18 protein-coding genes and 4 tRNA genes are annotated in these 21,848 nt (G+C 50.7%); 3 read left to right on the forward strand and 19 right to left on the reverse strand.

Going from position 1 to position 21,848, the window contains the following annotated elements; all coding sequences use genetic code 11:
- Positions 1 to 158 precede the first annotated feature (158 nt).
- The gene (locus tag KU854_RS23220; RefSeq protein WP_218360656.1) at positions 159 to 746 is read right to left on the reverse strand and encodes a YjaG family protein; all 588 of its coding nucleotides are present in this window, start codon (positions 744 to 746) and stop codon (positions 159 to 161) included.
- 186 nt (positions 747 to 932) lie between these two features.
- Here KU854_RS23220 and KU854_RS23225 point away from each other — a divergent pair, with 186 nt between their 5' ends.
- Together KU854_RS23225 and KU854_RS23230 are read left to right on the forward strand one after the other, a co-directional pair.
- Entirely contained in the window at positions 933 to 1,790 is an 858-nt protein-coding gene (locus KU854_RS23225; RefSeq protein ID WP_255555708.1) for a D-2-hydroxyacid dehydrogenase, read from the forward strand.
- A complete protein-coding gene (locus KU854_RS23230) occupies positions 1,790 to 2,374 on the forward strand; it encodes a uracil-DNA glycosylase family protein (protein WP_218360658.1) in 585 nt (194 codons plus the stop codon). Before KU854_RS23225 ends, KU854_RS23230 begins: the two co-directional genes overlap by 1 nt.
- 365 nt (positions 2,375 to 2,739) lie before the next feature.
- On the opposite strand, the gene hemE is transcribed toward KU854_RS23230, so the two are convergent.
- Entirely contained in the window at positions 2,740 to 3,804 is a 1,065-nt protein-coding gene (gene hemE / locus KU854_RS23235) for a uroporphyrinogen decarboxylase (RefSeq protein WP_218360659.1), read from the reverse strand.
- Positions 3,805 to 4,027: 223 nt separating this feature from the next.
- Positions 4,028 to 4,783, reverse strand: coding sequence for an NAD(+) diphosphatase (gene nudC / locus KU854_RS23240; protein ID WP_218360660.1), 756 nt, complete (start codon positions 4,781 to 4,783; stop codon positions 4,028 to 4,030).
- Between the two features lie 142 nt (positions 4,784 to 4,925).
- Between nudC and rsd the strand changes: the two genes are divergently transcribed.
- The gene (gene rsd, locus KU854_RS23245) at positions 4,926 to 5,405 is read left to right on the forward strand and encodes a sigma D regulator (protein ID WP_218360661.1); all 480 of its coding nucleotides are present in this window, start codon (positions 4,926 to 4,928) and stop codon (positions 5,403 to 5,405) included.
- Positions 5,406 to 5,476: 71 nt separating this feature from the next.
- On the opposite strand, the gene KU854_RS23250 is transcribed toward rsd, so the two are convergent.
- From KU854_RS23250 to KU854_RS23325, 16 genes are all read right to left on the reverse strand, one after another.
- On the reverse strand, positions 5,477 to 6,157 hold the full coding sequence (locus KU854_RS23250; protein WP_218360662.1) for a Crp/Fnr family transcriptional regulator: 681 nt from the start codon (positions 6,155 to 6,157) through the stop codon (positions 5,477 to 5,479).
- A gap of 90 nt (positions 6,158 to 6,247) precedes the next feature.
- On the reverse strand, positions 6,248 to 6,973 hold the full coding sequence (locus KU854_RS23255) for a nucleoside phosphorylase (protein WP_218360674.1): 726 nt from the start codon (positions 6,971 to 6,973) through the stop codon (positions 6,248 to 6,250).
- A 5-nt stretch (positions 6,974 to 6,978) separates the two neighbouring features.
- Positions 6,979 to 7,713 (reverse strand): nicotinamide riboside transporter PnuC, encoded by a 735-nt coding sequence (gene pnuC, locus KU854_RS23260; protein ID WP_218360663.1) that lies wholly within the window; start codon positions 7,711 to 7,713, stop codon positions 6,979 to 6,981.
- 197 nt (positions 7,714 to 7,910) lie between these two features.
- Positions 7,911 to 12,125, reverse strand: a complete 4,215-nt coding sequence (rpoC, locus tag KU854_RS23265; RefSeq protein ID WP_218360664.1) for a DNA-directed RNA polymerase subunit beta' — start codon at positions 12,123 to 12,125, stop codon at positions 7,911 to 7,913.
- Between the two features lie 142 nt (positions 12,126 to 12,267).
- The gene (gene rpoB, locus KU854_RS23270; protein ID WP_218360665.1) at positions 12,268 to 16,293 is read right to left on the reverse strand and encodes a DNA-directed RNA polymerase subunit beta; all 4,026 of its coding nucleotides are present in this window, start codon (positions 16,291 to 16,293) and stop codon (positions 12,268 to 12,270) included.
- A 229-nt stretch (positions 16,294 to 16,522) separates the two neighbouring features.
- A complete protein-coding gene (gene rplL / locus KU854_RS23275; RefSeq protein ID WP_054780198.1) occupies positions 16,523 to 16,888 on the reverse strand; it encodes a 50S ribosomal protein L7/L12 in 366 nt (121 codons plus the stop codon).
- A gap of 60 nt (positions 16,889 to 16,948) precedes the next feature.
- A complete protein-coding gene (gene rplJ / locus KU854_RS23280) occupies positions 16,949 to 17,437 on the reverse strand; it encodes a 50S ribosomal protein L10 (protein ID WP_054780199.1) in 489 nt (162 codons plus the stop codon).
- 236 nt (positions 17,438 to 17,673) lie between these two features.
- Complete coding sequence (rplA, locus tag KU854_RS23285; protein WP_218360666.1) at positions 17,674 to 18,378, reverse strand: 50S ribosomal protein L1; 705 nt, start codon at positions 18,376 to 18,378, stop codon at positions 17,674 to 17,676.
- Positions 18,379 to 18,382: 4 nt separating this feature from the next.
- Positions 18,383 to 18,811 (reverse strand): 50S ribosomal protein L11, encoded by a 429-nt coding sequence (gene rplK, locus KU854_RS23290; RefSeq protein ID WP_054780201.1) that lies wholly within the window; start codon positions 18,809 to 18,811, stop codon positions 18,383 to 18,385.
- A gap of 124 nt (positions 18,812 to 18,935) precedes the next feature.
- A complete protein-coding gene (gene nusG, locus KU854_RS23295; protein ID WP_054780202.1) occupies positions 18,936 to 19,481 on the reverse strand; it encodes a transcription termination/antitermination protein NusG in 546 nt (181 codons plus the stop codon).
- Between the two features lie 10 nt (positions 19,482 to 19,491).
- Complete coding sequence (secE, locus tag KU854_RS23300) at positions 19,492 to 19,863, reverse strand: preprotein translocase subunit SecE (protein WP_054780203.1); 372 nt, start codon at positions 19,861 to 19,863, stop codon at positions 19,492 to 19,494.
- Between the two features lie 220 nt (positions 19,864 to 20,083).
- On the reverse strand, positions 20,084 to 21,268 hold the full coding sequence (gene tuf, locus KU854_RS23305) for an elongation factor Tu (RefSeq protein ID WP_218360667.1): 1,185 nt from the start codon (positions 21,266 to 21,268) through the stop codon (positions 20,084 to 20,086).
- 104 nt (positions 21,269 to 21,372) lie between these two features.
- A tRNA-Thr gene (locus KU854_RS23310) sits at positions 21,373 to 21,448 on the reverse strand.
- 10 nt (positions 21,449 to 21,458) lie between these two features.
- Positions 21,459 to 21,533, reverse strand: a tRNA-Gly gene (locus tag KU854_RS23315).
- A 39-nt stretch (positions 21,534 to 21,572) separates the two neighbouring features.
- Positions 21,573 to 21,657 (reverse strand) — tRNA-Tyr (locus KU854_RS23320).
- Positions 21,658 to 21,679: 22 nt separating this feature from the next.
- A tRNA-Thr gene (locus KU854_RS23325) sits at positions 21,680 to 21,755 on the reverse strand.
- Positions 21,756 to 21,848: the final 93 nt, after the last annotated feature.

The raw sequence follows: 21,848 nt of genomic DNA on the forward strand, positions 1-21,848 counted from the left end.
GGAGGCGATACATCATGTGTTGCCCATTAAGCGAGAAGATCGAATATACCCGAGAGCCGTGAAGCCTAAGGCAAAGAAATACCCCAATAAAAAGAAAGCCAGTCAGCTTAACTGACTGGCATTAGCCATCTGGCCCGTTTTTTATTGCAGAGAAAGGCTTAAAGCGACAACCCCAGGTTGCTGACGCCATCTTCCCGCAGTTCAGTACGGATACCGCGGATCATTTCGATATCACGCTCTTGCGCTTCTTTCAGCGCACGGAAAATTTCCCACTGCACATCCCACTCCGCGCACACCGTTTCAATCTCTTTCTGGTTATCGTTGGTCACTTCAACGCCAGATTGCGCCTCTTCCAGCTGCGCGACAGTTGCCACTGACTGCTGGCTGATTTTCAGCACAGATTCCATCATCAGGTCACGGTCTAGCAAGGTGTGAAGCAGGGTCGACATCGCGACACAGGCATCGATCGCCGGGTACACCAGGTAGATATCAAACTCTTCGGTGGTCGGGATCATCTCTTCAAGCTTCTCCAGTTGGCGCTCGAAGTCGATTTTGGCATTTTTTACCGTCAGGATTTCCCATACCGCATCCAGCAGTTGGCGGAATGGTTGAGGCTCAGCAAAACCGGTTTGCTGGCAAAACACCGCGTAGTTAGGGTACATGCGCTCCACCAGCGCTGCCATAAAGGTGATATGCTGCCAGGTGTCGAGTTTTTCGAGTCGCAGCTGGATCGGGTTCTGTAACATGGTCTGCCGTCTACATAAGGCGCAGCAACTGCTGGCCTGCAAGGAATGTGGGGCAAGTTTACTTTATATACTCAAAACCTCAAGCAAGAGGAAAGCTGTCAGGGCACACAGGAAGGAAAAGAAAGGGAAGGAGACACAGTGAACCGACTTTATATTTGCTCAGTTAATGACGCGCAATACCGCACCATGTTTGAAACCGCAGCACTGCCCGGACTCGCCCTGACCGATTCACTGGAGCAGGCCAATATTGTCCTCGCCGACCCTCCCCGCTTTGCCAAACAACTGGAGCAGGCAACCCAGCTGGCCTGGCTGCAATCGACGTTTGCCGGTGCAGATGCCCTGTTGGCCAAACCAAAAAAAAATTATCAGCTAACCAATGTACGCGGCATCTTTGGCCCGCTGATGTCCGAATACGTATTTGGGCAACTGCTGACCCTGACCCGCCATCTGCCACATTACCGTGCCATGCAGTCCGAAAAGCGTTGGCAGCCCAAGCCCTATCAGGGGCTGCATGGGAAACACCTGGTCATCCTCGGTACTGGGTCTATCGGTGCCCACTTGGCTGCGACAGGGCGGCATTTCGGCATGCAGGTAACCGGGGTTAGCCGCAGTGGTGAAGAAGTAGAAGGTTTTGACCGCGTGGTAACCACCGCTGAACTGCATCACGCCTTGGGGGGCGCACACGTGGTGGTATCTGTATTGCCATCGACCCCTGAAACATCCGGTATTCTGAGCCATGAAACCCTATCCCATTGCCAGCAGGCAATCCTGTTTAATGTCGGCCGAGGCTCCGCGCTGGTTGAAGCAGACCTACCAAAGCTCATCGAACAAGGACACATCGCCCATGCCGTGCTTGATGTCTTCACCCATGAGCCACTCGACACAAGCCACCCTTTCTGGCGCCACCCAGCAATTACAGTGACGCCACATATCTCTGCTGAAAGTTTTCCAGAGCAGGTATTTGAGATTTTCGCCGAAAACTACCGGCGCTGGAGGGACGGGAAACCGCTCAACTTTGTGATGGATTTTTCCAGGGGGTATTAATGTCGGACGACAATCTGATCATGCTGCTGGAGGAAGTGCGCCGGTGCTGCCTGTGTCAGGAGCATTTACCTCTGGGGCCACGCCCGGTCGTTCAGGCAGCATCAACCGCGAGGCTGTTAATCATCGGACAGGCTCCTGGCACGCGGGTGCATGAAAGCGGCATTCCGTGGAATGACCCGAGCGGTGACAGGCTCAGGGAGTGGCTTCAGATGGATAAACCGCGATTTTATGACCCTACGCAGGTCGCCATTATGCCGATGGGGTTTTGCTACCCGGGTAAAGGCCAATCCGGCGATCTGCCACCCAGGCCAGAGTGCGCGCCAGCCTGGCATGCAAAGATCAAAAGCCAGCTTCCGGACATTGCATTGACGCTACTTATCGGCGACTACGCACAGCGTTACTACCTGCGTGAAAAGCCAAAAAACCTCACCGATACTGTGAAGATGAATGCCAACTGGGCGCCGGACGTTATTGCCCTTCCCCACCCATCACCACGCAACAATTTGTGGCTCAGAAAGAATCCGTGGTTTGAAACGGAGATCCTGCCCATGTTGAGAGAAAAGATTGATCAGCTTTTCTTATGACAAACAGCTTTTTCCTGAACGCCATATCTAACAGAGAAAAGAGAACTCTGTAATACTCTGATTTATCTCAACTTATTCATAATGTACAGCTTTCCCATAAATTTTCCCGACGAACCTGACAGGTGTAATTTCGGGAAAATAAGCGGTAAGACACAAGCCGAAGAATTTTGATCAGCATTTTACCTGTCAATCAGCTTTTTCCTGTACACAATGTTAACCTTAACATCGTGCCTTATATAATTCATTGTTTTATAAAACAAAAATGCACACGTACAGCTTTCTAAGGAAAATTCCCGGTGAACCCTGCACAAAGTGACAGACAGAAAAAGGCCAGCGAATGCTGGCCTGTAATTCCGGGAATTCGGTTACTTGTGGTAAGGCTTGGAAAGCTCATGCACTGCATCCACAAACACACCCGCATTTTCAGGCGGAACGTCCAGGTGGATACCATGGCCGAGGTTGAACACGTGGCCAGAGCCATTACCGAATCCTTCCAGAATCGTTGCCACTTCCTGGCGGATTCGCTCCGGTGATGCGTACAGCATAGATGGATCCATGTTGCCCTGCAGCGCCACTTTGTCGCCGATGCGACGCTTGGCTTCCGCCATATCAATGGTCCAGTCCAGACCCACGCCATCACAGCCGGTTGCTGCAATTTGCTCCAGCCACATACCGCCGTTTTTGGTGAACAGGGTCACTGGCACGCGGCGGCCTTCGTTTTCACGGATCAGGCCATCCACAATTTTGTGCATGTAACGCAGGGAGAATTCGTTGTAATCACGCGGAGTCAGCACGCCACCCCAAGTGTCAAATACCATCACCGACTGTGCGCCCGCTTTGATCTGCGCATTCAGGTATTCAATGACGCTATCGGCCAGTTTATCCAGCAGCAGGTGCAGGGTTTGTGGCTCGGCATACATCATTTTTTTGATTTTGGTGAACGCTTTAGAGCTGCCGCCTTCAACCATGTAGGTTGCCAGTGTCCACGGGCTGCCGGAGAAGCCGATCAACGGGACCTTGCCTTCCAGTCCCTTACGGATGGTGCGCACGGCATTCATCACGTACTGCAATTCACCTTCCGGATCCGGCAAGCCAATTTTTTCCACATCCGCTTTACAGGTGATTGGTCGTTCGAACTTCGGGCCTTCGCCAGTTTCGAAGTACAGGCCAAGTCCCATAGCATCAGGAATGGTCAGAATGTCCGAGAACAGGATAGCGGCATCCAGATCGTAGCGGCGCAGTGGCTGAAGGGTGACTTCACACGCCAGTTCAGCATTTTTGCACAATGACATAAAGTCGCCGGCTTCGGCGCGAGTCGCCTTGTACTCAGGCAGATAGCGGCCAGCCTGACGCATCATCCATACCGGTGTGTAATCAACCGGCTCTTTTAACAGCGCGCGCAAATAGCGGTCATTCTTTAATTCTGTCATTGTCCACATCCCGAAAATAAAGTGGCGCTATTGTACCATCGTCGCAGGACAACAAAAGGCACCCTTTGTGGATACGATCATAATTATTATCATCCGCGCTACAAGTTATTTGCGAGATGTTTAAGCACATGTTAAAAAATCGCTCAAATAACAAAATGTCTGAAAGACACAACCCATAATCGCATCTTACCCCGCCTCCCTACGGCGGGTTTTTTTTACATATTTACACCTGACAGGCCTCAATCAAACGCCGTGCAATTGTGCCCTTTGGCGCCACCAGCGGCAGGTCATCGATTTCAAACCACTGTGCATCCGTGAGTTCTTCGTAGTCGGGGTCTAGCTCGCCGCCAGCATAGTCCGCAATGAAACCCATCATCAGGTTTGACGGAAACGCCCATGGCTGGCTGTCAAAGTAACGGATATTGCAAACATCAATTCCCGTCTCTTCTTTGACTTCCCTCGCCACGCACTGCTCCAGTGTTTCCCCTGCTTCCACAAAACCGGCGATCACTGTGTACATGCCGTTTTTATGGCGTGGATGATGTGCCAGCAGGATCTGCCCGTCTTTCTTCACGGCCACAATCACGCACGGTGACACCCGCGGATAGTGCACAGCCTGGCAGTTATTGCAAACCATCGCCGGATGAGAAGCGTCAAAGACATTTTCCCCACCACAAGCGCAGCAATAACGCTGGGTAAGGCGCATATTATCAAGCTGGATAGCCCGGCCAGCGAGATTGAACAATTCTGGCGGCAAGTGCAGAAGCGAGCGCAGGGAGTCAAAGTCCTCCCGCATCGCTGCTGATTTCGATGAGAAGGCGTATCGGATCTCATAACCATCGCAGTGGCCGATGACAAAACTCTCACCAACCCAGTGTGTCAGTTGCATTCTGGGTATCAATGGCAGGTTGCGATCAGGCAACCACAACTTCCCTTCCGTTACACAACACAGATAGACAAGATCTTTTTGATCAGACATAACGAAACTTCGATCCTTGCTTAGCCGGAAAAATTGGGGCAATCTACTTTCAGTAACCTGATGTTAGACAAATGATGGCCTGATTGATATGGCTGTAATCCGATAAAAGCGCTCAGGTGCGCTGATCATGAGGAACGTGGTCATGCTGAATAGACTCGAAAAGACCCAACAGCAGTGGGGCGGTTACAGCGATGTAATTGACTACTGGCTGACGCTGAGACAAGAGCTTCTGGTGGAGTATTGCAAGGTAGCAGGCTTGTCTGGCACCAAAAAACACTGTTTGCCAACAGAGGCAGAACTGAACCGCTTCTGTGAAACCTTGGTGGATTACATTTCTGCCGGCCATTTCAAAATCTATGACATGGTAATGGCGCGCTGGAAAGCAACCGGCTTTTCCACCAATGAAGAGATAGACAATCTCTACTTCCATATCATTGAAACCACAGAACCTTTGTTGAACTTCAACGACAAATACAGCAACTTCGAGCTGGATGAAGACAACTCAGCGGATTTTGATGAGGACATCTCAAGTGTGGGCGAAATTATGGAGTCGCGCTTTGAGAAGGAAGACATGCTCATCCAATTGATTGCGGACAGCCTGGCGATCCCACCCGGCGCTTAAGGCAATCCTGGTGCAAGTTCCGGCTGGTGATAACCAGTCGGCTCGTTTTTGCAAATTCATCTGACTGGCAGTCATGTATGGCTGTCTAAAAACGCTCGCAGTCCATACTCGTTTTCAATTTCCAGCTTACCTGCCTCTCGCTTAACCAGTCCCAGTTCAATCAGTTCATTCACAGCACGGCGGTAGACCCTTGCACTGGTACCAAATCGCTCCGCTTCCTGCGTGACTTTATCAAAACCGACTAAATACGCAGTTGTTTCCTTCTCTTGCAGCAAATCACTGGCAATGTTATGCGCGATACTGTGCATTAGCCTGGAGGTATAAATCGCCAGTGAATCCTGATAATCCGCCGCCAGCGCTGACGCAAAATGCAGCAACAATAAGGGATGGGCAAGCAGTTGCTCTTTCAACTTTTGCAAACAGACCGCTTCTGCGTTCAGTGCCTCATCCGCGGTCACATTCCATTGGCAAGGCTGGCGGGTGAAAAACTCTATTTCACCGAAAATATGGTCATCACAATGCGCCCTGCCCAACTGAAACCGGCGTCCGTTTTGCGCAATGATGCTCATGGAGACATTGCCGACTGGGACGATATAAAGGAACTCAAGCTCTTCACCCTGCCTGAGAATGGCTTCTCCTTCCTGAAAATAGCACGAGTGGGAAACGCAGGCTTTCATCAACTGGCGAAGCTGCAGTGTCTCCGCGCTGAGTGTGCGGCGGAAACGTCCATAAGAGTATGGCGATAACTTCATCGGGTATGCAAAGGTAATGACGGGTAGCGGTAACGCTAGAGAGAAACCTGCCTGATTGCAACGGCAATCGGCAGGCTTCGTTGCAGGGGATCAGCGGGATGTCAGGGCGTGCAAAGCGGCAAGAGCAGCACGCTTTTCACCGGCCATCAGTGCGCCTTCACTTTCAGCATAGTGAGCGACGCCTTCTGATACATCGGCTTCATACCTCACCACATTGTTGAGCACCGCCGCCACTTGCACTCCGCGCAGGCGTCCAACGGTAAACAGGGCGGATGTTTCCATGTCACATCCCAGCACCCCTTTGGTATGCCACTGACGGCAGATGTCGAGTTCATCGTCACGGTAGAACGAATCGTGGGAACGCACCACACCCGTGTGGTATTCCACGCCCTCGGCACTCAGGTACTCCGCCATTCCGGCCACCAGCGTAAAGCTTGCAAAAGCCGGATAGTTGGAGCTGACGTAAGCATGGGAAGCCCCTTCATCACGCACAGCACCTTCGGCGATAATCAACGCTCCAAGGCCAATATTGTGTTGCAGGGCGCCGCAAGAACCGACGCGGATAAACTGCGTTGCACCACAAAGACGCAGCTCTTCCAGTGCAATCACCAGCGACGGACTGCCAATGCCACAACTGCTGACAGTGACGGGCACGCCGTTAAATTCACCGCGGTAGAGACGGTATTCGCGGTTCTCTGCCAGAAACTCGACATTGTCCATCAGGCTGGCAATACGCTCACTGCGTGCCGGGTCGCCGCAAAGGACAACCCGCTCAGTCACCTGGGTGTTATCAACACCGATATGCGGTTGTTTCATGGCAATCAGGCCTCTTTCGCAGTGAAGTTGGCCGCCGCTTTCGGCTTCGCCAACTGCATCCATTCGCGGGTGCCGTTCGCTGCAATGAAAAGCAGGATAGCGTACTGGAATGACAACACGTACACGCCCTGTGCGGCATACAACCCAACACTGATGATGTTGATAACAACCCACAGCATCCAGTTTTCCACGTATTTACGCGTCATCAGGATCTGAGCCACAACACACAACACAGTTACCGCTGAATCCCAGAATGGGAATGCGTCCGGCTGTAATTCAGGGCGCGCAAGCCCTGCGCCAAACATGTTCAGGCCATCCACAGTGATATTGGCCAACGCGAAAAATATTGGGTCAATGTAAAAGGTCATCAGTGCGATACCAACCACACTCACCAACGCAGTTGCACCGAGTTTGTTTTTCTCCAACCAACGCACACGGAGTGTTTCTCCGCTTGATGTCGGGTGCGTCCACGCATACCAGCCATAGATATTGGCGCAGAAGAAAAACACCTGAAGGAGCAGCAACGCATACAGCTGGATTTGATAGAAGATAATGGCAAACAACGTCACGTTGATAAGGCCAAACAGATAGTTGATGGTCTTTTCTTTACTGGCATACCAGATACACAGCAAACCAAAAACCGCAGCAACAGCTTCAATCCAGGACATGGCATAACCACCCGCACCAAGCGGGATATGTACCAGGGTATTATTGATATCAAACAGGGCTAAAAGATTCATGTTAACGCCTTAACAGAGGGATTGACGCTATGGTAGAGATGCGCGAAAGAAAACAGGGAGGACATTTGTCCCCTTTAACCGCAGCCGAATCTAACTTCCGCCAATTTCTGGGTCATCAGGATATATAACGTTTCCTCGGCGCCAAAAAACAAAAAGGCATCCCGGAGGATGCCTTTTTAGTATCAAGTCAGCGAAGATTAGTTTTCGTCGCTCAGACCTGCGTTCAGCAGTGCTGCCAGATCCTGAGATGCTTGTTCAGCATCAATCTGAGGCGCTACTGGCTCTTCTGCCACGTTGCGACGCGCTTGGCGCGACTTGTGGTAAGCAAAACCAGTACCCGCAGGGATCAGACGACCAACGATTACGTTCTCTTTCAGACCGCGCAGTTCGTCGCGCTTGCCAGATACAGCTGCTTCGGTCAGTACGCGAGTCGTTTCCTGGAACGATGCCGCAGAGATGAACGATTCAGTTGCCAGAGACGCTTTAGTGATACCCAGCAGATCGCGCTCGAAGCCTGCAGGCAGTTTGCCTTCAGATTCCAGCTTACGGTTCGCGATGGTTACGCGAGAGTATTCTACCTGCTCGCCTTCCAGGAACTCAGAGTCACCTGAAGACGTGATAGTTACCTTGCGCAGCATCTGACGAACGATAGTCTCGATGTGCTTGTCGTTGATCTTAACGCCTTGCAGACGGTAAACGTCTTGTACTTCGTTAGTGATGTACTCAGTTACCGCACGCACGCCACGCAGACGCAGAATGTCGTGTGGAGATTCTGGACCGTCGGCAATAACGTCACCACGCTCAACTTTTTCACCTTCGAATACGTTCAGCTGACGCCACTTAGGAATCATTTCCTCGTATGGCTGGCCTTCAGTTGGCGTGATGATCAGGCGGCGTTTACCTTTGGTTTCTTTACCGAAGGAAACAGCACCCGTGATCTCTGCCAGAATTGCAGGCTCTTTAGGCTTACGTGCTTCGAACAGGTCCGCTACGCGTGGCAGACCACCGGTGATATCTTTCGTACCGCCAGATTCCTGAGGAATACGAGAAAGGGTATCACCCACGCCTACGTTTGCACCGTCTTCCAGCTGGACAATTGCTTTACCAGGCAGGAAGTACTGTGCAGGCATGTCTGTACCAGGGATCATCACAGCGTTACCAGATGCATCAAGCAGACGCACGGTAGGACGCATGTCTTTACCCGCAGAGGTACGCTCAGCCGCATCCAGAACAACCATTGAAGACAGACCGGTCAGTTCATCCGTTTGACGTTGAACAGTCACACCGTCCACCATGTCAACGAACTCGATACGACCTTCTACTTCGGTGATGATTGGCATTGTGTGTGGGTCCCAGTTAGCAACGGTCTCGCCCGCTTTAACTGCATCACCATCCAGCTTGCTCAGTACACAACCGTAAGGCAGCTTGTAGCTTTCCTTAGTACGGCCGAATTCATCAACGATAGTCAGCTCTGATGCACGAGATGTGATCACCAGTTTGCCCGCATTGTTGGTAACGAACTTCGCGTTGTGCAGGTGCAGAGAACCGTTGTTCTTCACCTGAATGCTGCTTTCAGCAGCCGCACGCGATGCCGCACCACCGATGTGGAACGTACGCATTGTCAGCTGTGTACCAGGCTCACCGATTGACTGTGCAGCGATAACGCCCACAGATTCACCGTGGTTAACCAGGTGACCACGAGCCAAGTCACGACCGTAACAGTTCGCACAACAACCGAAATCAGTTTCACAGGTTACAACAGAACGCACTTTCACCTGGTCAACAGAGTTTTTCTCCAGGATTTCACACCACTTCTCGTCGAGCAGGGTGTTGCGCGGCGCCAGCACTTCATCAGTACCCGGCTTCATCACGTCTTCTGCAACCACACGGCCCAGAACACGCTCACGCAGTGCTTCTTTAACGTCACCACCTTCGATAACCGCCATCATGTTGATACCTTCGGTGGTACCACAATCTGTTTCGGTTACAACCACGTCTTGCGCTACGTCTACCAGACGACGAGTCAGGTAACCGGAGTTCGCAGTCTTCAGTGCGGTATCCGCCAGACCCTTACGAGCACCGTGGGTTGAGATGAAGTACTGGAGTACGTTCAGACCTTCACGGAAGTTCGCGGTGATTGGCGTTTCGATGATCGAACCATCTGGTTTCGCCATCAGACCACGCATACCCGCCAGCTGACGGATCTGAGCAGCCGAACCACGAGCACCTGAGTCGGCCATCATGTATACGCTGTTGAATGATTTCTGAGCTTCTTCTTCGCCGTCACGGTTGATAACAGTGTCAAAAGACAGGTTATCCATCATCGCTTTCGCAACTTGTTCGTTAGCGGCTGCCCAGATATCGATTACTTTGTTGTAACGTTCGCCCGCGGTAACCAGACCAGACTGGAACTGCTCCTGAATTTCAGCAACTTCTGCTTCCGCTGCTTCGATCAGGTCGTATTTCGCCTGTGGGATCACCATATCGTCGATACCAACAGATACACCAGACAGTGCCGCGTATGCGAAACCGGTGTACATGATTTGGTCAGCGAAGATAACGGTGTCTTTCAGACCCAGTGTACGGTAACAGGTGTTCAGCAGGTTAGAGATCTGCTTCTTACCCAGCGCCTGGTTCACGATGCTGTATGGCAGGCCTAGTGGCACGATCTTCCACAGCATTGCACGGCCAACAGTGGTATCAACCAGACCGACGTTCTCGGTGCGGTTGCCCATCTCATCAACCAGTACTTCGCGAATGCGAACTTTAACGCGCGCGTGCAGCTCTGCGTTGCCTGTACGGTATGCTTTTTCAGCTTCCGCAGGACCAGACAGGTACAGACCTTCACCCTTCGCATTGATCTTTTCGCGGGTCATGTAGTACAGACCCAATACAACGTCCTGAGAAGGTACGATGATTGGATCACCGGACGCAGGAGACAGGATGTTGTTAGTCGACATCATCAGAGCACGTGCTTCAAGCTGTGCTTCCAGTGTCAGAGGTACGTGAACAGCCATCTGGTCACCATCGAAGTCGGCGTTGTATGCCGCACAAACGAGTGGGTGCAGTTGGATTGCTTTACCTTCGATCAGCACTGGTTCAAACGCCTGAATACCCAGACGGTGAAGTGTCGGTGCACGGTTCAGCAGGACTGGGTGTTCGCGGATAACTTCATCCAGGATATCCCAAACCACCGCTTCTTCGCGCTCAACCATTTTCTTAGCAGCTTTGATCGTAGTCGCCAGACCACGTGCTTCCAGCTTGCCGTAGATAAATGGTTTGAACAGCTCAAGTGCCATCTTCTTAGGAAGACCACACTGGTGCAGACGCAGGTATGGACCAACGGTGATTACCGAACGACCAGAGTAGTCTACACGCTTACCAAGCAGGTTCTGACGGAAACGACCTTGTTTACCTTTGATCATGTCTGCCAGAGACTTCAGAGGACGCTTGTTCGAGCCAGTGATAGCACGACCACGACGACCGTTGTCCAGCAGGGCATCAACTGACTCTTGCAGCATACGTTTTTCGTTACGTACGATGATGTCAGGTGCAGCCAGGTCAAGCAGGCGCTTCAGACGGTTGTTACGGTTGATAACACGACGGTACAGATCGTTCAGATCTGACGTCGCGAAACGACCGCCATCCAGTGGTACCAGAGGACGCAGGTCCGGTGGCAGAACTGGAAGAACAGTCAGGATCATCCACTCAGGGTTGTTTCCTGATTGTACAAATGCTTCAACAAGCTTCAGGCGCTTGGTGATTTTCTTGCGCTTGGTTTCAGAGTTGGTTTCGTTCAACTCTTCGCGCATTAGCTCTGCTTCAGCAACCAGGTTCATGTTTGCCAGCAGTGCTTTAACAGCTTCGGCACCCATACGAGCGTCGAATTCATCACCCCATTGCTCCAGCGCGTCCAGGTACTGCTCTTCAGACAGCATTTGGCTACGCTCAAGATCGGTCATGCCTGGCTCGATCACAACGTATGATTCGAAGTACAGAACACGCTCGATGTCACGCAGAGGCATGTCCATCAGCAGACCGATACGGCTTGGCAGTGATTTCAGGAACCAGATGTGGGCAACTGGAGAAGCCAGCTCAATGTGACCCATACGCTCACGACGTACTTTGGTCTGAGTAACTTCAACACCACATTTTTCACAGATCACGCCACGGTGCTTCAGGCGCTTGTATTTACCACAAAGACATTCGTAGTCTTTTACCGGGCCAAAGATACGTGCACAGAACAGACCGTCACGCTCAGGCTTAAAGGTACGGTAGTTAATGGTTTCTGGCTTTTTCACTTCACCGAATGACCACGAACGGATCATATCTGGTGAAGCCAGACCGATTTTGATTGCATCAAATTCTTCGGTCTTATGCTGTGCTTTCAGAAACTTAAGTAAGTCTTTCACATTCGGCTCCTGTGAGGAGTTGACCCATAAAGACGCTGGATATCAGCGACTTCATATTGATACCGGAAATTTCCATTTCGCGATTGGCAATGCGGCCAGGCCGCACTGCCAATGCTTTTTGGGAAGCGCAATAAGTCGGGGCTTATTCGTCTTCCAGCTCGATGTTGATACCCAACGAGCGGATTTCTTTCAGCAGTACGTTGAAAGATTCCGGCATACCCGGTTCCATGCGGTGATCGCCGTCGACGATGTTCTTATACATCTTCGTACGACCGTTCACGTCATCCGACTTAACAGTCAGCATTTCCTGCAGGGTGTATGCTGCGCCGTATGCTTCCAGCGCCCACACTTCCATCTCACCGAAACGCTGACCACCGAACTGAGCCTTACCACCCAGCGGCTGCTGAGTAACCAGGCTGTAAGAACCGGTAGAACGGGCGTGCATCTTATCGTCAACCAAGTGGTTCAGTTTCAGCATGTACATGTAACCGACAGTTACTGGACGCTCAAACTTGTCACCGGTACGGCCATCAAACAGGGTCAGCTGGCCAGATTCTGGCAGATCACCCAGTTTCAACAGCTCTTTGATTGCTGGCTCTGGTGCACCATCGAACACAGGGGTTGCGATTGGTAGACCGCCGCGCAGGTTTTCGATCAGAGTACGTACTTCTTCGTCAGTCAGGGTAGAAATGTCTACTTTCTGACGGGTATCGCCCAGGTCGTAAACCTTCTGCAGGAACTCACGGAATTTCGCCAGTTCTTGCTGCTCTTTGATCATCTTGTTGATCTTGTTACCGATACCTTTCGCCGCAAGGCCAAGGTGGGTTTCCAGGATCTGACCGATGTTCATACGAGACGGTACACCCAGTGGGTTCAGTACGATATCTACTGGCTCACCGTTTTCATCGTACGGCATGTCTTCAACAGGGTTGATCTTAGAGATAACACCCTTGTTACCGTGACGACCCGCCATCTTATCACCAGGCTGAATACGACGCTTAACAGCCAGGTATACCTTAACAATCTTAAGGACGCCCGGTGCCAGATCGTCACCTTGGGTGATCTTACGGCGCTTGGTGTCAAACTTCTTATCGAAGTCTGCTTTCAGCTCGTCGTACTGCTCAGCCAGTTGTTCCAGCTGAGTTTGCAGTGCTTCGTCGTCAAGGGTCTGAGTCAGCATTGACTGACGATCCATGTTCGCCAGTTTGTCTTGGCTGTAACCCGCTTGCGCCAGTACGCCACGAACACGTGCTACCAGACCACCTTCCAGAATAGAGAACTCTTCTGTCAGGTCTTTCTTGGCTTCTTTCAGCTGCATTTCTTCGATTTCAAGCGCACGTTTGTCTTTCTCTACACCATCACGGGTAAATACTTGTACGTCGATAACCGTACCAGATACGCCGTTTGGAACACGCAGAGAAGAGTCTTTCACGTCAGACGCTTTCTCACCGAAGATTGCACGTAGAAGTTTTTCTTCTGGGGTCAGTTGGGTTTCGCCTTTAGGCGTCACTTTACCTACCAGAATGTCGCCGCCTTTCACTTCCGCACCGATGTATACAACACCAGATTCGTCCAGTTTAGACAGCGCAGCTTCACCCACGTTAGGGATGTCAGCAGTGATTTCTTCGCTACCCAGTTTAGTATCACGCGCCACACAAGACAGTTCTTGGATGTGGATGGTAGTCAGGCGGTCTTCCTGTACTACACGCTCAGATACAAGGATGGAGTCCTCGAAGTTGTAACCGTTCCAAGGCATGAACGCGATACGCATGTTCTGGCCAAGTGCCAGTTCACCCAGGTCCGTTGAAGGACCGTCAGCCAGAACATCGCCGCGCATGACAGGCTCGCCTGGCATCACACATGGACGCTGGTTGATACAGGTGTTCTGGTTAGAACGGGTGTACTTCGTCAGGTTGTAGATGTCGATACCGGCTTCGCCTGGTACCAGCTCATCTTCATTAACCTTAATAACGATGCGTGATGCGTCTACGGACTGAACCATACCGCCGCGTTTCGCAACAGCAGTTACACCCGAGTCAACCGCTACTGCACGTTCAATACCAGTACCAACCAGTGGCTTATCAGAGCGCAGGGTTGGAACGGCCTGACGTTGCATGTTCGCACCCATCAGTGCACGGTTAGCATCGTCGTGCTCAAGGAACGGGATCAGAGATGCCGCCACCGATACAACCTGGTTGGTTGCAACGTCCATGTACTGAACATGGTCACGTGGGTGCAGACCTGATTCACCTTTCTGGCGAGCAGTAATCAGTTCGTCAGCGAAAGAACCGTCTTCGTTCAGCGCGGCGTTAGCCTGCGCGATAACGAATTGACCTTCTTCGATCGCAGACAGGTAGTCGATCTCGTCGGTCACTTTACCGTCAATCACTTTACGGTAAGGTGTTTCCAGGAAGCCGTACGGGTTAGTACGCGCAAACGCTGAAAGTGAGTTGATCAGACCGATGTTTGGACCTTCAGGCGTTTCGATTGGACACAGGCGACCGTAGTGGGTTGCGTGTACGTCTCGAACTTCAAAGCCCGCGCGCTCACGCGTCAGACCGCCTGGACCCAGTGCAGAGATACGACGCTTGTGCGTCACTTCTGACAACGGGTTGTTCTGGTCCATAAACTGAGACAGCTGAGAAGAACCGAAGAACTCTTTCACCGCCGCAGAAATAGGCTTAGCGTTGATCAGATCCTGTGGCATCACGTTGTCGAGATCGCCAAGGCTCAGACGCTCTTTAACCGCACGCTCAACACGTACCAGACCAACACGGAACTGGTTCTCAGCCATTTCGCCCACAGAGCGGATACGACGGTTGCCCAGGTGGTCGATATCGTCCACCTCACCGATACCGTTACGGATATCGATCAGCTTGCGCATCACTTCAATGATGTCGTCGTGGCTCAGTACGCCTGGACCGGTCATCTCTTCACGGTTCAGTGAGCTGTTGAACTTCATGCGACCTACCGCAGACAGATCGTAACGATCTTCTGAGAAGAACAGGCTTTCGAAAAGCTGCTCTGCTGCTTCGCGCGTTGGTGGCTCACCAGGACGCATCATGCGGTAGATTTCAACCAACGCAGTCAAACGGTCAGTCGTGCTGTCGATACGCAGGGTATCGGACATGTACGGGCCGTGATCCAGGTCATTGGTGAACAGGGTTTCGATCTTCTTGTGGCCTGCCTGAGACAGAAGCGCCAGAGTTTCCAGGCTCAGCTCTTGGTTAGCAGCCGCAATGATCTCACCGGTTTCCTCGTTGATGTAATCACGTGCAGCAATTTTGCCCACGATGTACTCAACAGGAACTTCAATTTGTTTGATGCCGTCTTTTTCAAGCTGGCGGATGTGGCGCGCAGTAATACGACGACCTTGCTCGATGTAAACTTTACCGTCAGCTTCGATATCGAAACTTGCAGTTTCACCGCGCAGGCGATCAGGCACCAGCTCCATGACTAGCGACTTGCCTTGTACTTCGAAAACAATCTTGTCGAAGAACAGATCAAGGATTTGCTCAGTAGTGTACTCAAGTGCACGCAGGATGATCGATGCAGGCAGCTTACGACGACGGTCAATACGTACGTACAGCAGATCCTTAGGATCGAATTCAAAGTCCAACCATGAACCACGGTATGGAATGATGCGTGCGTTATACAGCACTTTACCTGAGGAATGGGTTTTACCCTTATCGCTGTCGAAGAAGACGCCCGGGCTACGATGCAGCTGGGATACGATAACCCTCTCAGTACCGTTGATAACAAAGGTACCATTGTCTGTCATGAGTGGAATTTCACCCATGTAGACTTCTTGCTCTTTGATGTCTTTTACGGTGCCAGCAGGTGCATCTTTGTCAAACATCACCAGGCGCAGTTTAACGCGCAGTGGTGCGGAGTAAGTTACGCCACGGATCTGACATTCTTTAACATCGAAAACTGGCTCACCGAGACGATAGCTAACGTATTGCAGCTCGGAATTGCCGTTGTAGCTCTGAATCGGAAAGACAGAGCGAAAGGCAGCTTCAAGACCGTATTGCCCTTCTGGATCCTGCTCGATAAATTTCTCGAAAGAATCAAGCTGGATAGACAGCAAGTATGGCACGTCCAGAACTTGAGGACGCTTACCAAAATCCTTACGGATACGCTTTTTCTCGGTATAAGAGTAAACCATAGGGTTCCTCAGCTCGCTGATAAGTGACCCAACTGTCCAGACTGATGGGACAGTAACTAATAACCAACCGTTTACTGTAGGAACATCAGAGGGTTAATTCCGATGTTTTTGCATGGCCAGCAGTGACTAAACGGGGTGCAAAATTCACTACTGCCCTACAGCGCAAAAAGGCCGGTGGCTATTTAGCCACCAGCCATTAGCCCATTCAGGCTAGGAAATTAAGTATAAATTACTTAACTTCAACAGAAGCACCAGCTTCTTCCAGTTCTTTCTTCAGAGCTTCTGCTTCTTCTTTAGAAACAGCTTCTTTCAGAGGTGCTGGAGCGCCGTCAACAACTGCTTTCGCTTCTTTCAGGCCCAGACCAGTTGCGCCGCGAACTGCTTTGATTACTGCAACTTTGTTTGCACCAGCAGCAGTCAGGATTACGTCGAATTCGGTCTTCTCTTCTGCAGCTTCAGCTACAGCGCCGCCCGCTACAACTGCAGCAGCAGCAGTAACACCGAACTTCTCTTCCATTGCTTCGATCAGTTCAACAACTTGCATTACAGACATTTCTGCAATTGCGTCTAGGATTTGCTCGTTAGTGATAGACATAACAATTCTCTTTAAAGTCAACAATTAGTTTAAATAGCAACCAGTAAAAAGCAATGCGAATTACGCAGCTTCTTTCTGATCGCGAACAGCCGCGATAGTGCGAACCAGCTTGCCAGCAGACGCTTCTTTCATGCACATCATCAGACGTGCGATAGCTTCGTCGTAAGTTGGCAGTGTTGCCAGTACGTCAGCGTCAGTCAGTGAACCTTCGAATGCAGCAGCTTTGATTTCGAAGTTTTTGTTCTCTTTAGCGAAGTCTTTGAAAAGACGCGCTGCAGCACCAGGGTGCTCGTTAGAGAACGCAATCAGTGTTGGGCCAACAAAAATGTCTTGAAGACATTCGTAGTCAGTACCTTCCACTGCGCGACGTGCCAGTGTGTTACGAACGACTTTCATGTAAACACCCGCTTCACGCGCTTGTTTACGTAGATTAGTCATCGCGCCAACTGTTACACCGCGAGAATCAGCTACAACTGCAGACAGGGCACCGCTGGCAGCTTCGTTGACTTCAGCAACAATTGCTTTTTTGTCTTGAAGATTTAATGCCATTTGGATTTGCTCCTGGATTGTTTTTACACCACTCGCTGCTTCACAGCAGGAGAGTAATTACGGCGCAGATCCAAGAAAGAAAAATATCTATCATGTTCTGGCACCGTCTACGTAGGTAGTAATTAAGTCTCCGTTCCGAAGAACTTGACACCTACGGTCTTGGACGAAGTCTGACAAGCAGACTTAGCCATATTTTTGAAGCGACGAATTATACAGCAACCCGCCGCCCCAAGCAATTAGTTTGCGTTTGCGTCCAGAGTGTTCTGGTCAACCGCTACACCTGCACCCATAGTGGTAGAGATGCTTACTTTCTTGATGAAAGTACCTTTCGCTGAAGAAGGCTTCGCTTTCTTCAGAGCTACCAGCAGCGCTTCCAGGTTACCTTTCAGCTTGTCAGCGTCGAAGTCAACCTTACCGATGGTAGTGTGGATGATACCGTTCTTGTCGTTACGGTAACGAACCTGACCAGCTTTCGCGTTTTGAACCGCTTCAGCAACGTTAGGAGTTACAGTACCAACTTTCGGGTTTGGCATCAGACCGCGAGGACCCAGGATAGTACCCAGTTGACCTACAACGCGCATTGCATCTGGAGATGCGATAACTACGTCGAAGTTCATCTCGCCTTTCTTAACTTGGTCAGCCAGATCTTCCATACCAACGATGTCAGCACCAGCAGCTTTAGCAGCTTCAGCGTTCGCACCTTGAGTGAATACCGCTACGCGGATGTCACGGCCAGTACCGTGTGGCAGTACAGTTGCGCCACGAACGTTTTGGTCTGATTTACGTGCATCGATGCCCAGGTTTACAGCAACGTCTACACTTTCAACGAATTTAGCAGTAGCCAGTTCTTTCAGAAGAGCAACAGCTTCGTTGATGTCGTACTCGCGAGTCGCATCAACTTTTTCGCGGATTACGCGCATGCGCTTAGTCAGTTTTGCCATTGTCTTAACCCTCTACTACCAGACCCATTGAACGAGCGGTACCAGCGATTGAGCGTTTCATCGCTTCAATGTCTGCACCAGTCATGTCTTTCGCTTTAGTTTCCGCGATTTCCTGGATCTGAGCGTCAGTAACAGTACCAACTTTCTCAGTGTTAGGACGGCCTGAACCAGACTTGATGCCAGCTGCTTTTTTCAGCAGAACTGCTGCAGGTGGAGTCTTCAGTTCGAAAGTGAAAGAACGGTCGCTGTATACAGAGATAACTACTGGAGTTGGCAGGCCTTTCTCAAAAGATTCTGTACGTGCGTTGAACGCTTTACAGAATTCCATGATGTTAACGCCGTGCTGACCCAGAGCTGGACCAACTGGTGGACTTGGGTTAGCCATACCAGCTGCAACTTGCAGCTTGATGTAAGCTTCTACTTTTTTAGCCATTACTAAATACCTAAATTTGGGTTCAAACGTCTGTTTTATGAAAACAGACTCCCCGTTTAACAAAAGGGCGCGAAATTGTATTCAAATTTCGCGCCCCTCGCAACTGTTAACGAGCAAAAAACGATCAGCTTTTTTCTACTTGGCTGAATTCCAGCTCTACCGGTGTTGCACGGCCGAAGATAGATACAGAAACCTTCAGGCGGCTCTTCTCGTAATCCACTTCTTCAACCACGCCATTGAAGTCCGCAAATGGACCTTCAGTAACACGGATAACTTCACCTGCTTCATACACAGTTTTGTGTACTGGTGATTCGCTCGCTTTTTCCAGACGGTTCAGGATTGCATCGGCTTCTTTATCAGAAATCGGTGCTGGACGATCTGGTGTGCCGCCGATAAAGCCCATCACACGCGGTACGCTACGTACCAGGTGCCATGATTCATCATTCATCAGCATTTGAACCAGAACGTAACCTGGGAAGAATTTACGCTCGCTCTTGCGACGCTGTCCTGCGCGCATTTCAACCACTTCTTCGGTCGGTACCAAAACCTCACCGAAGTAGTCTTCCATCTCGTGCATCTTGATATGTTCTTTCAGCGACTTCGCCACACGGCCTTCAAAGCCAGAGAAAGCCTGAACAACATACCAACGTTTTTTAGGAGCTTCGCTCATGTAGTTAACCTCACACGCCAGTGATTAGGCGGACCAGACGGACCATAATACCGTCGATGCCCCACAGGATGAGCGCCATGACGACAGTGACAGCCAGAACGATGAAAGTGGTCTGTAAAGTTTCCTGGCGGGTTGGCCAGACAACTTTACGCACTTCCATACGCGATTCACGTGCAAAGGTGATCGCTGCTTTACCTTTTGCAGTCAGTGCAGCAACACCACCGGCAGCAGCAACCAGCACGACGACAGCTGCAGCTCGTAGCACAACAGACATATCACTGTACAGGCTATTTCCCACTACCGCAGTGGCCAGTAAGGCAAAGACCACCACCCACTTCAGGGCGTCCATTGACCCGGTTTGGGCTTCAGCATTCGCTTTCATACATTCTACCTGTAACTAGTCTATTTCATAGACGACAACAACCTCGCGTCCGCGAGGTGAAATGAATAGGAAAACAATAACGCGCCGTCAATGGGCGTCTATTTTCTTATCCCAAAACGTATATCACTGCGACCAATCGGCGAAAAAAAGTTCAATCCGAAGTTTTGGTGCAGAAAAAGGGCATCAAATGATGCCCTTTTTGCTAGTGTGTCGTCAAATCTTATTCGATGATTTTAGCAACAACACCCGCACCTACAGTACGGCCACCTTCACGGATTGCGAAGCGCAGACCTTCGTCCATCGCGATTGGCGCGATCAGAGTAACAGTCATAGATACGTTGTCGCCTGGCATTACCATCTCAACGCCTTCTGGCAGTTCGATAGTACCGGTCACGTCAGTAGTACGGAAGTAGAACTGTGGACGGTAGCCTTTGAAGAACGGAGTATGACGGCCGCCTTCGTCTTTCGACAGAACGTAGATTTCTGAAGTGAAAGTAGTGTGTGGAGTGATTGAACCAGGCTTAGCCAGTACTTGACCACGCTCAACTTCGTCACGCTTAGTACCACGCAGCAGAACACCAACGTTCTCACCTGCACGGCCTTCGTCCAGAAGCTTACGGAACATTTCAACGCCAGTACAAGTAGTCTTGATGGTTTCTTTGATACCAACGATTTCTACTTCGTCACCTACGCGAACGATACCTTGCTCAACACGACCAGTTACAACAGTACCACGGCCTTGGATTGAGAATACGTCTTCGATTGGCAGGATGAACGGACGGTCGATCGCACGCTCTGGCTCTGGGATGTAAGAATCCAGTGCTTCAGCCAGTTCGATTACTTTCGCTTCCCACTGTGCTTCGCCGTTCAGTGCACCCAGTGCAGAACCTTGAATTACTGGGCAGTCGTCGCCTGGGAAATCGTATTCAGACAGCAGTTCACGAACTTCCATCTCAACCAGTTCCAGCAGCTCTTCATCATCAACCATGTCACATTTGTTCATGAATACGATGATGTAAGGGATACCAACCTGGCGACCCAGCAGGATGTGCTCACGAGTTTGTGGCATAGGACCGTCAGTTGCCGCAACAACCAGGATACCGCCGTCCATCTGTGCAGCACCGGTGATCATGTTTTTAACATAGTCAGCGTGTCCTGGACAGTCTACGTGTGCGTAGTGGCGTGAAGGAGTATCGTACTCTACGTGTGAAGTAGAGATGGTGATACCACGCTCACGCTCTTCTGGCGCGTTATCGATAGATGCGAAGTCACGCGCTGCACCGCCGTAGGTTTTCGCCAGTACAGTACAGATAGCTGCAGTCAGAGTGGTTTTACCGTGGTCAACGTGGCCGATAGTACCAACGTTAACGTGCGGTTTCGTACGTTCAAATTTTTCTTTAGACATGACAGTCCCTCTAAGCACGGTATTTTGGTGGCTTAACGACCACGCATACAACAAATGGATTGTTGAGTATATGACAAACGGCTTGAAGTAACTTTGAAGAGAGATGGTGCTGATACCCAGATTTGAACTGGGGACCTCACCCTTACCAAGGGTGCGCTCTACCAACTGAGCTATATCAGCACTATAAGATTGGAGCGGGCAGCGGGAATCGAACCCGCATCATCAGCTTGGAAGGCTGAGGTAATAGCCATTATACGATGCCCGCTTTCAGTTTCTCGTAGAGCTATTCAAACAATTTGAAATATGGTGGTGGGAGAAGGATTCGAACCTTCGAAGGCTGAGCCGTCAGATTTACAGTCTGATCCCTTTGGCCACTCGGGAATCCCACCAAATTGTCTTGTTTTGTCTTTATGGTGCCGGCTGCCGGAATCGAACTGGCGACCTACTGATTACAAGTCAGTTGCTCTACCAACTGAGCTAAGCCGGCGACAAGTGCTGCGCATTCTATGCAATGATTTTTGGCGTTGCAATAGGTAATTTAAAAAATTCCACCAAATCAGTTCTCATGGCGCAATAATTC

Source organism: Enterovibrio paralichthyis, from assembly GCF_019209835.1.
Taxonomy (GTDB): Bacteria; Pseudomonadota; Gammaproteobacteria; order Enterobacterales; family Vibrionaceae; genus Enterovibrio; species Enterovibrio paralichthyis.

Bases quoted from the DNA above. Each gene is read 5' to 3' on its own strand.
- KU854_RS23220 (WP_218360656.1), bottom strand. From the start codon at position 746: ATGTTACAGAACCCGATCCAGCTGCGACTCGAAAAACTCGACACCTGG.
- KU854_RS23225 (WP_255555708.1), top strand. From the start codon at position 933: ATGTTTGAAACCGCAGCACTGCCCGGACTCGCCCTGACCGATTCACTG.
- KU854_RS23230 (WP_218360658.1), top strand. From the start codon at position 1,790: ATGTCGGACGACAATCTGATCATGCTGCTGGAGGAAGTGCGCCGGTGC.
- hemE (WP_218360659.1), bottom strand. From the start codon at position 3,804: ATGACAGAATTAAAGAATGACCGCTATTTGCGCGCGCTGTTAAAAGAG.
- nudC (WP_218360660.1), bottom strand. From the start codon at position 4,783: ATGTCTGATCAAAAAGATCTTGTCTATCTGTGTTGTGTAACGGAAGGG.
- rsd (WP_218360661.1), top strand. From the start codon at position 4,926: ATGCTGAATAGACTCGAAAAGACCCAACAGCAGTGGGGCGGTTACAGC.
- KU854_RS23250 (WP_218360662.1), bottom strand. From the start codon at position 6,157: ATGAAGTTATCGCCATACTCTTATGGACGTTTCCGCCGCACACTCAGC.
- KU854_RS23255 (WP_218360674.1), bottom strand. From the start codon at position 6,973: ATGAAACAACCGCATATCGGTGTTGATAACACCCAGGTGACTGAGCGG.
- pnuC (WP_218360663.1), bottom strand. From the start codon at position 7,713: ATGAATCTTTTAGCCCTGTTTGATATCAATAATACCCTGGTACATATC.
- rpoB (WP_218360665.1), bottom strand. From the start codon at position 16,293: ATGGTTTACTCTTATACCGAGAAAAAGCGTATCCGTAAGGATTTTGGT.
- rplL (WP_054780198.1), bottom strand. From the start codon at position 16,888: ATGTCTATCACTAACGAGCAAATCCTAGACGCAATTGCAGAAATGTCT.
- rplJ (WP_054780199.1), bottom strand. From the start codon at position 17,437: ATGGCATTAAATCTTCAAGACAAAAAAGCAATTGTTGCTGAAGTCAAC.
- rplA (WP_218360666.1), bottom strand. From the start codon at position 18,378: ATGGCAAAACTGACTAAGCGCATGCGCGTAATCCGCGAAAAAGTTGAT.
- rplK (WP_054780201.1), bottom strand. From the start codon at position 18,811: ATGGCTAAAAAAGTAGAAGCTTACATCAAGCTGCAAGTTGCAGCTGGT.
- nusG (WP_054780202.1), bottom strand. From the start codon at position 19,481: ATGAGCGAAGCTCCTAAAAAACGTTGGTATGTTGTTCAGGCTTTCTCT.
- secE (WP_054780203.1), bottom strand. From the start codon at position 19,863: ATGAAAGCGAATGCTGAAGCCCAAACCGGGTCAATGGACGCCCTGAAG.
- tuf (WP_218360667.1), bottom strand. From the start codon at position 21,268: ATGTCTAAAGAAAAATTTGAACGTACGAAACCGCACGTTAACGTTGGT.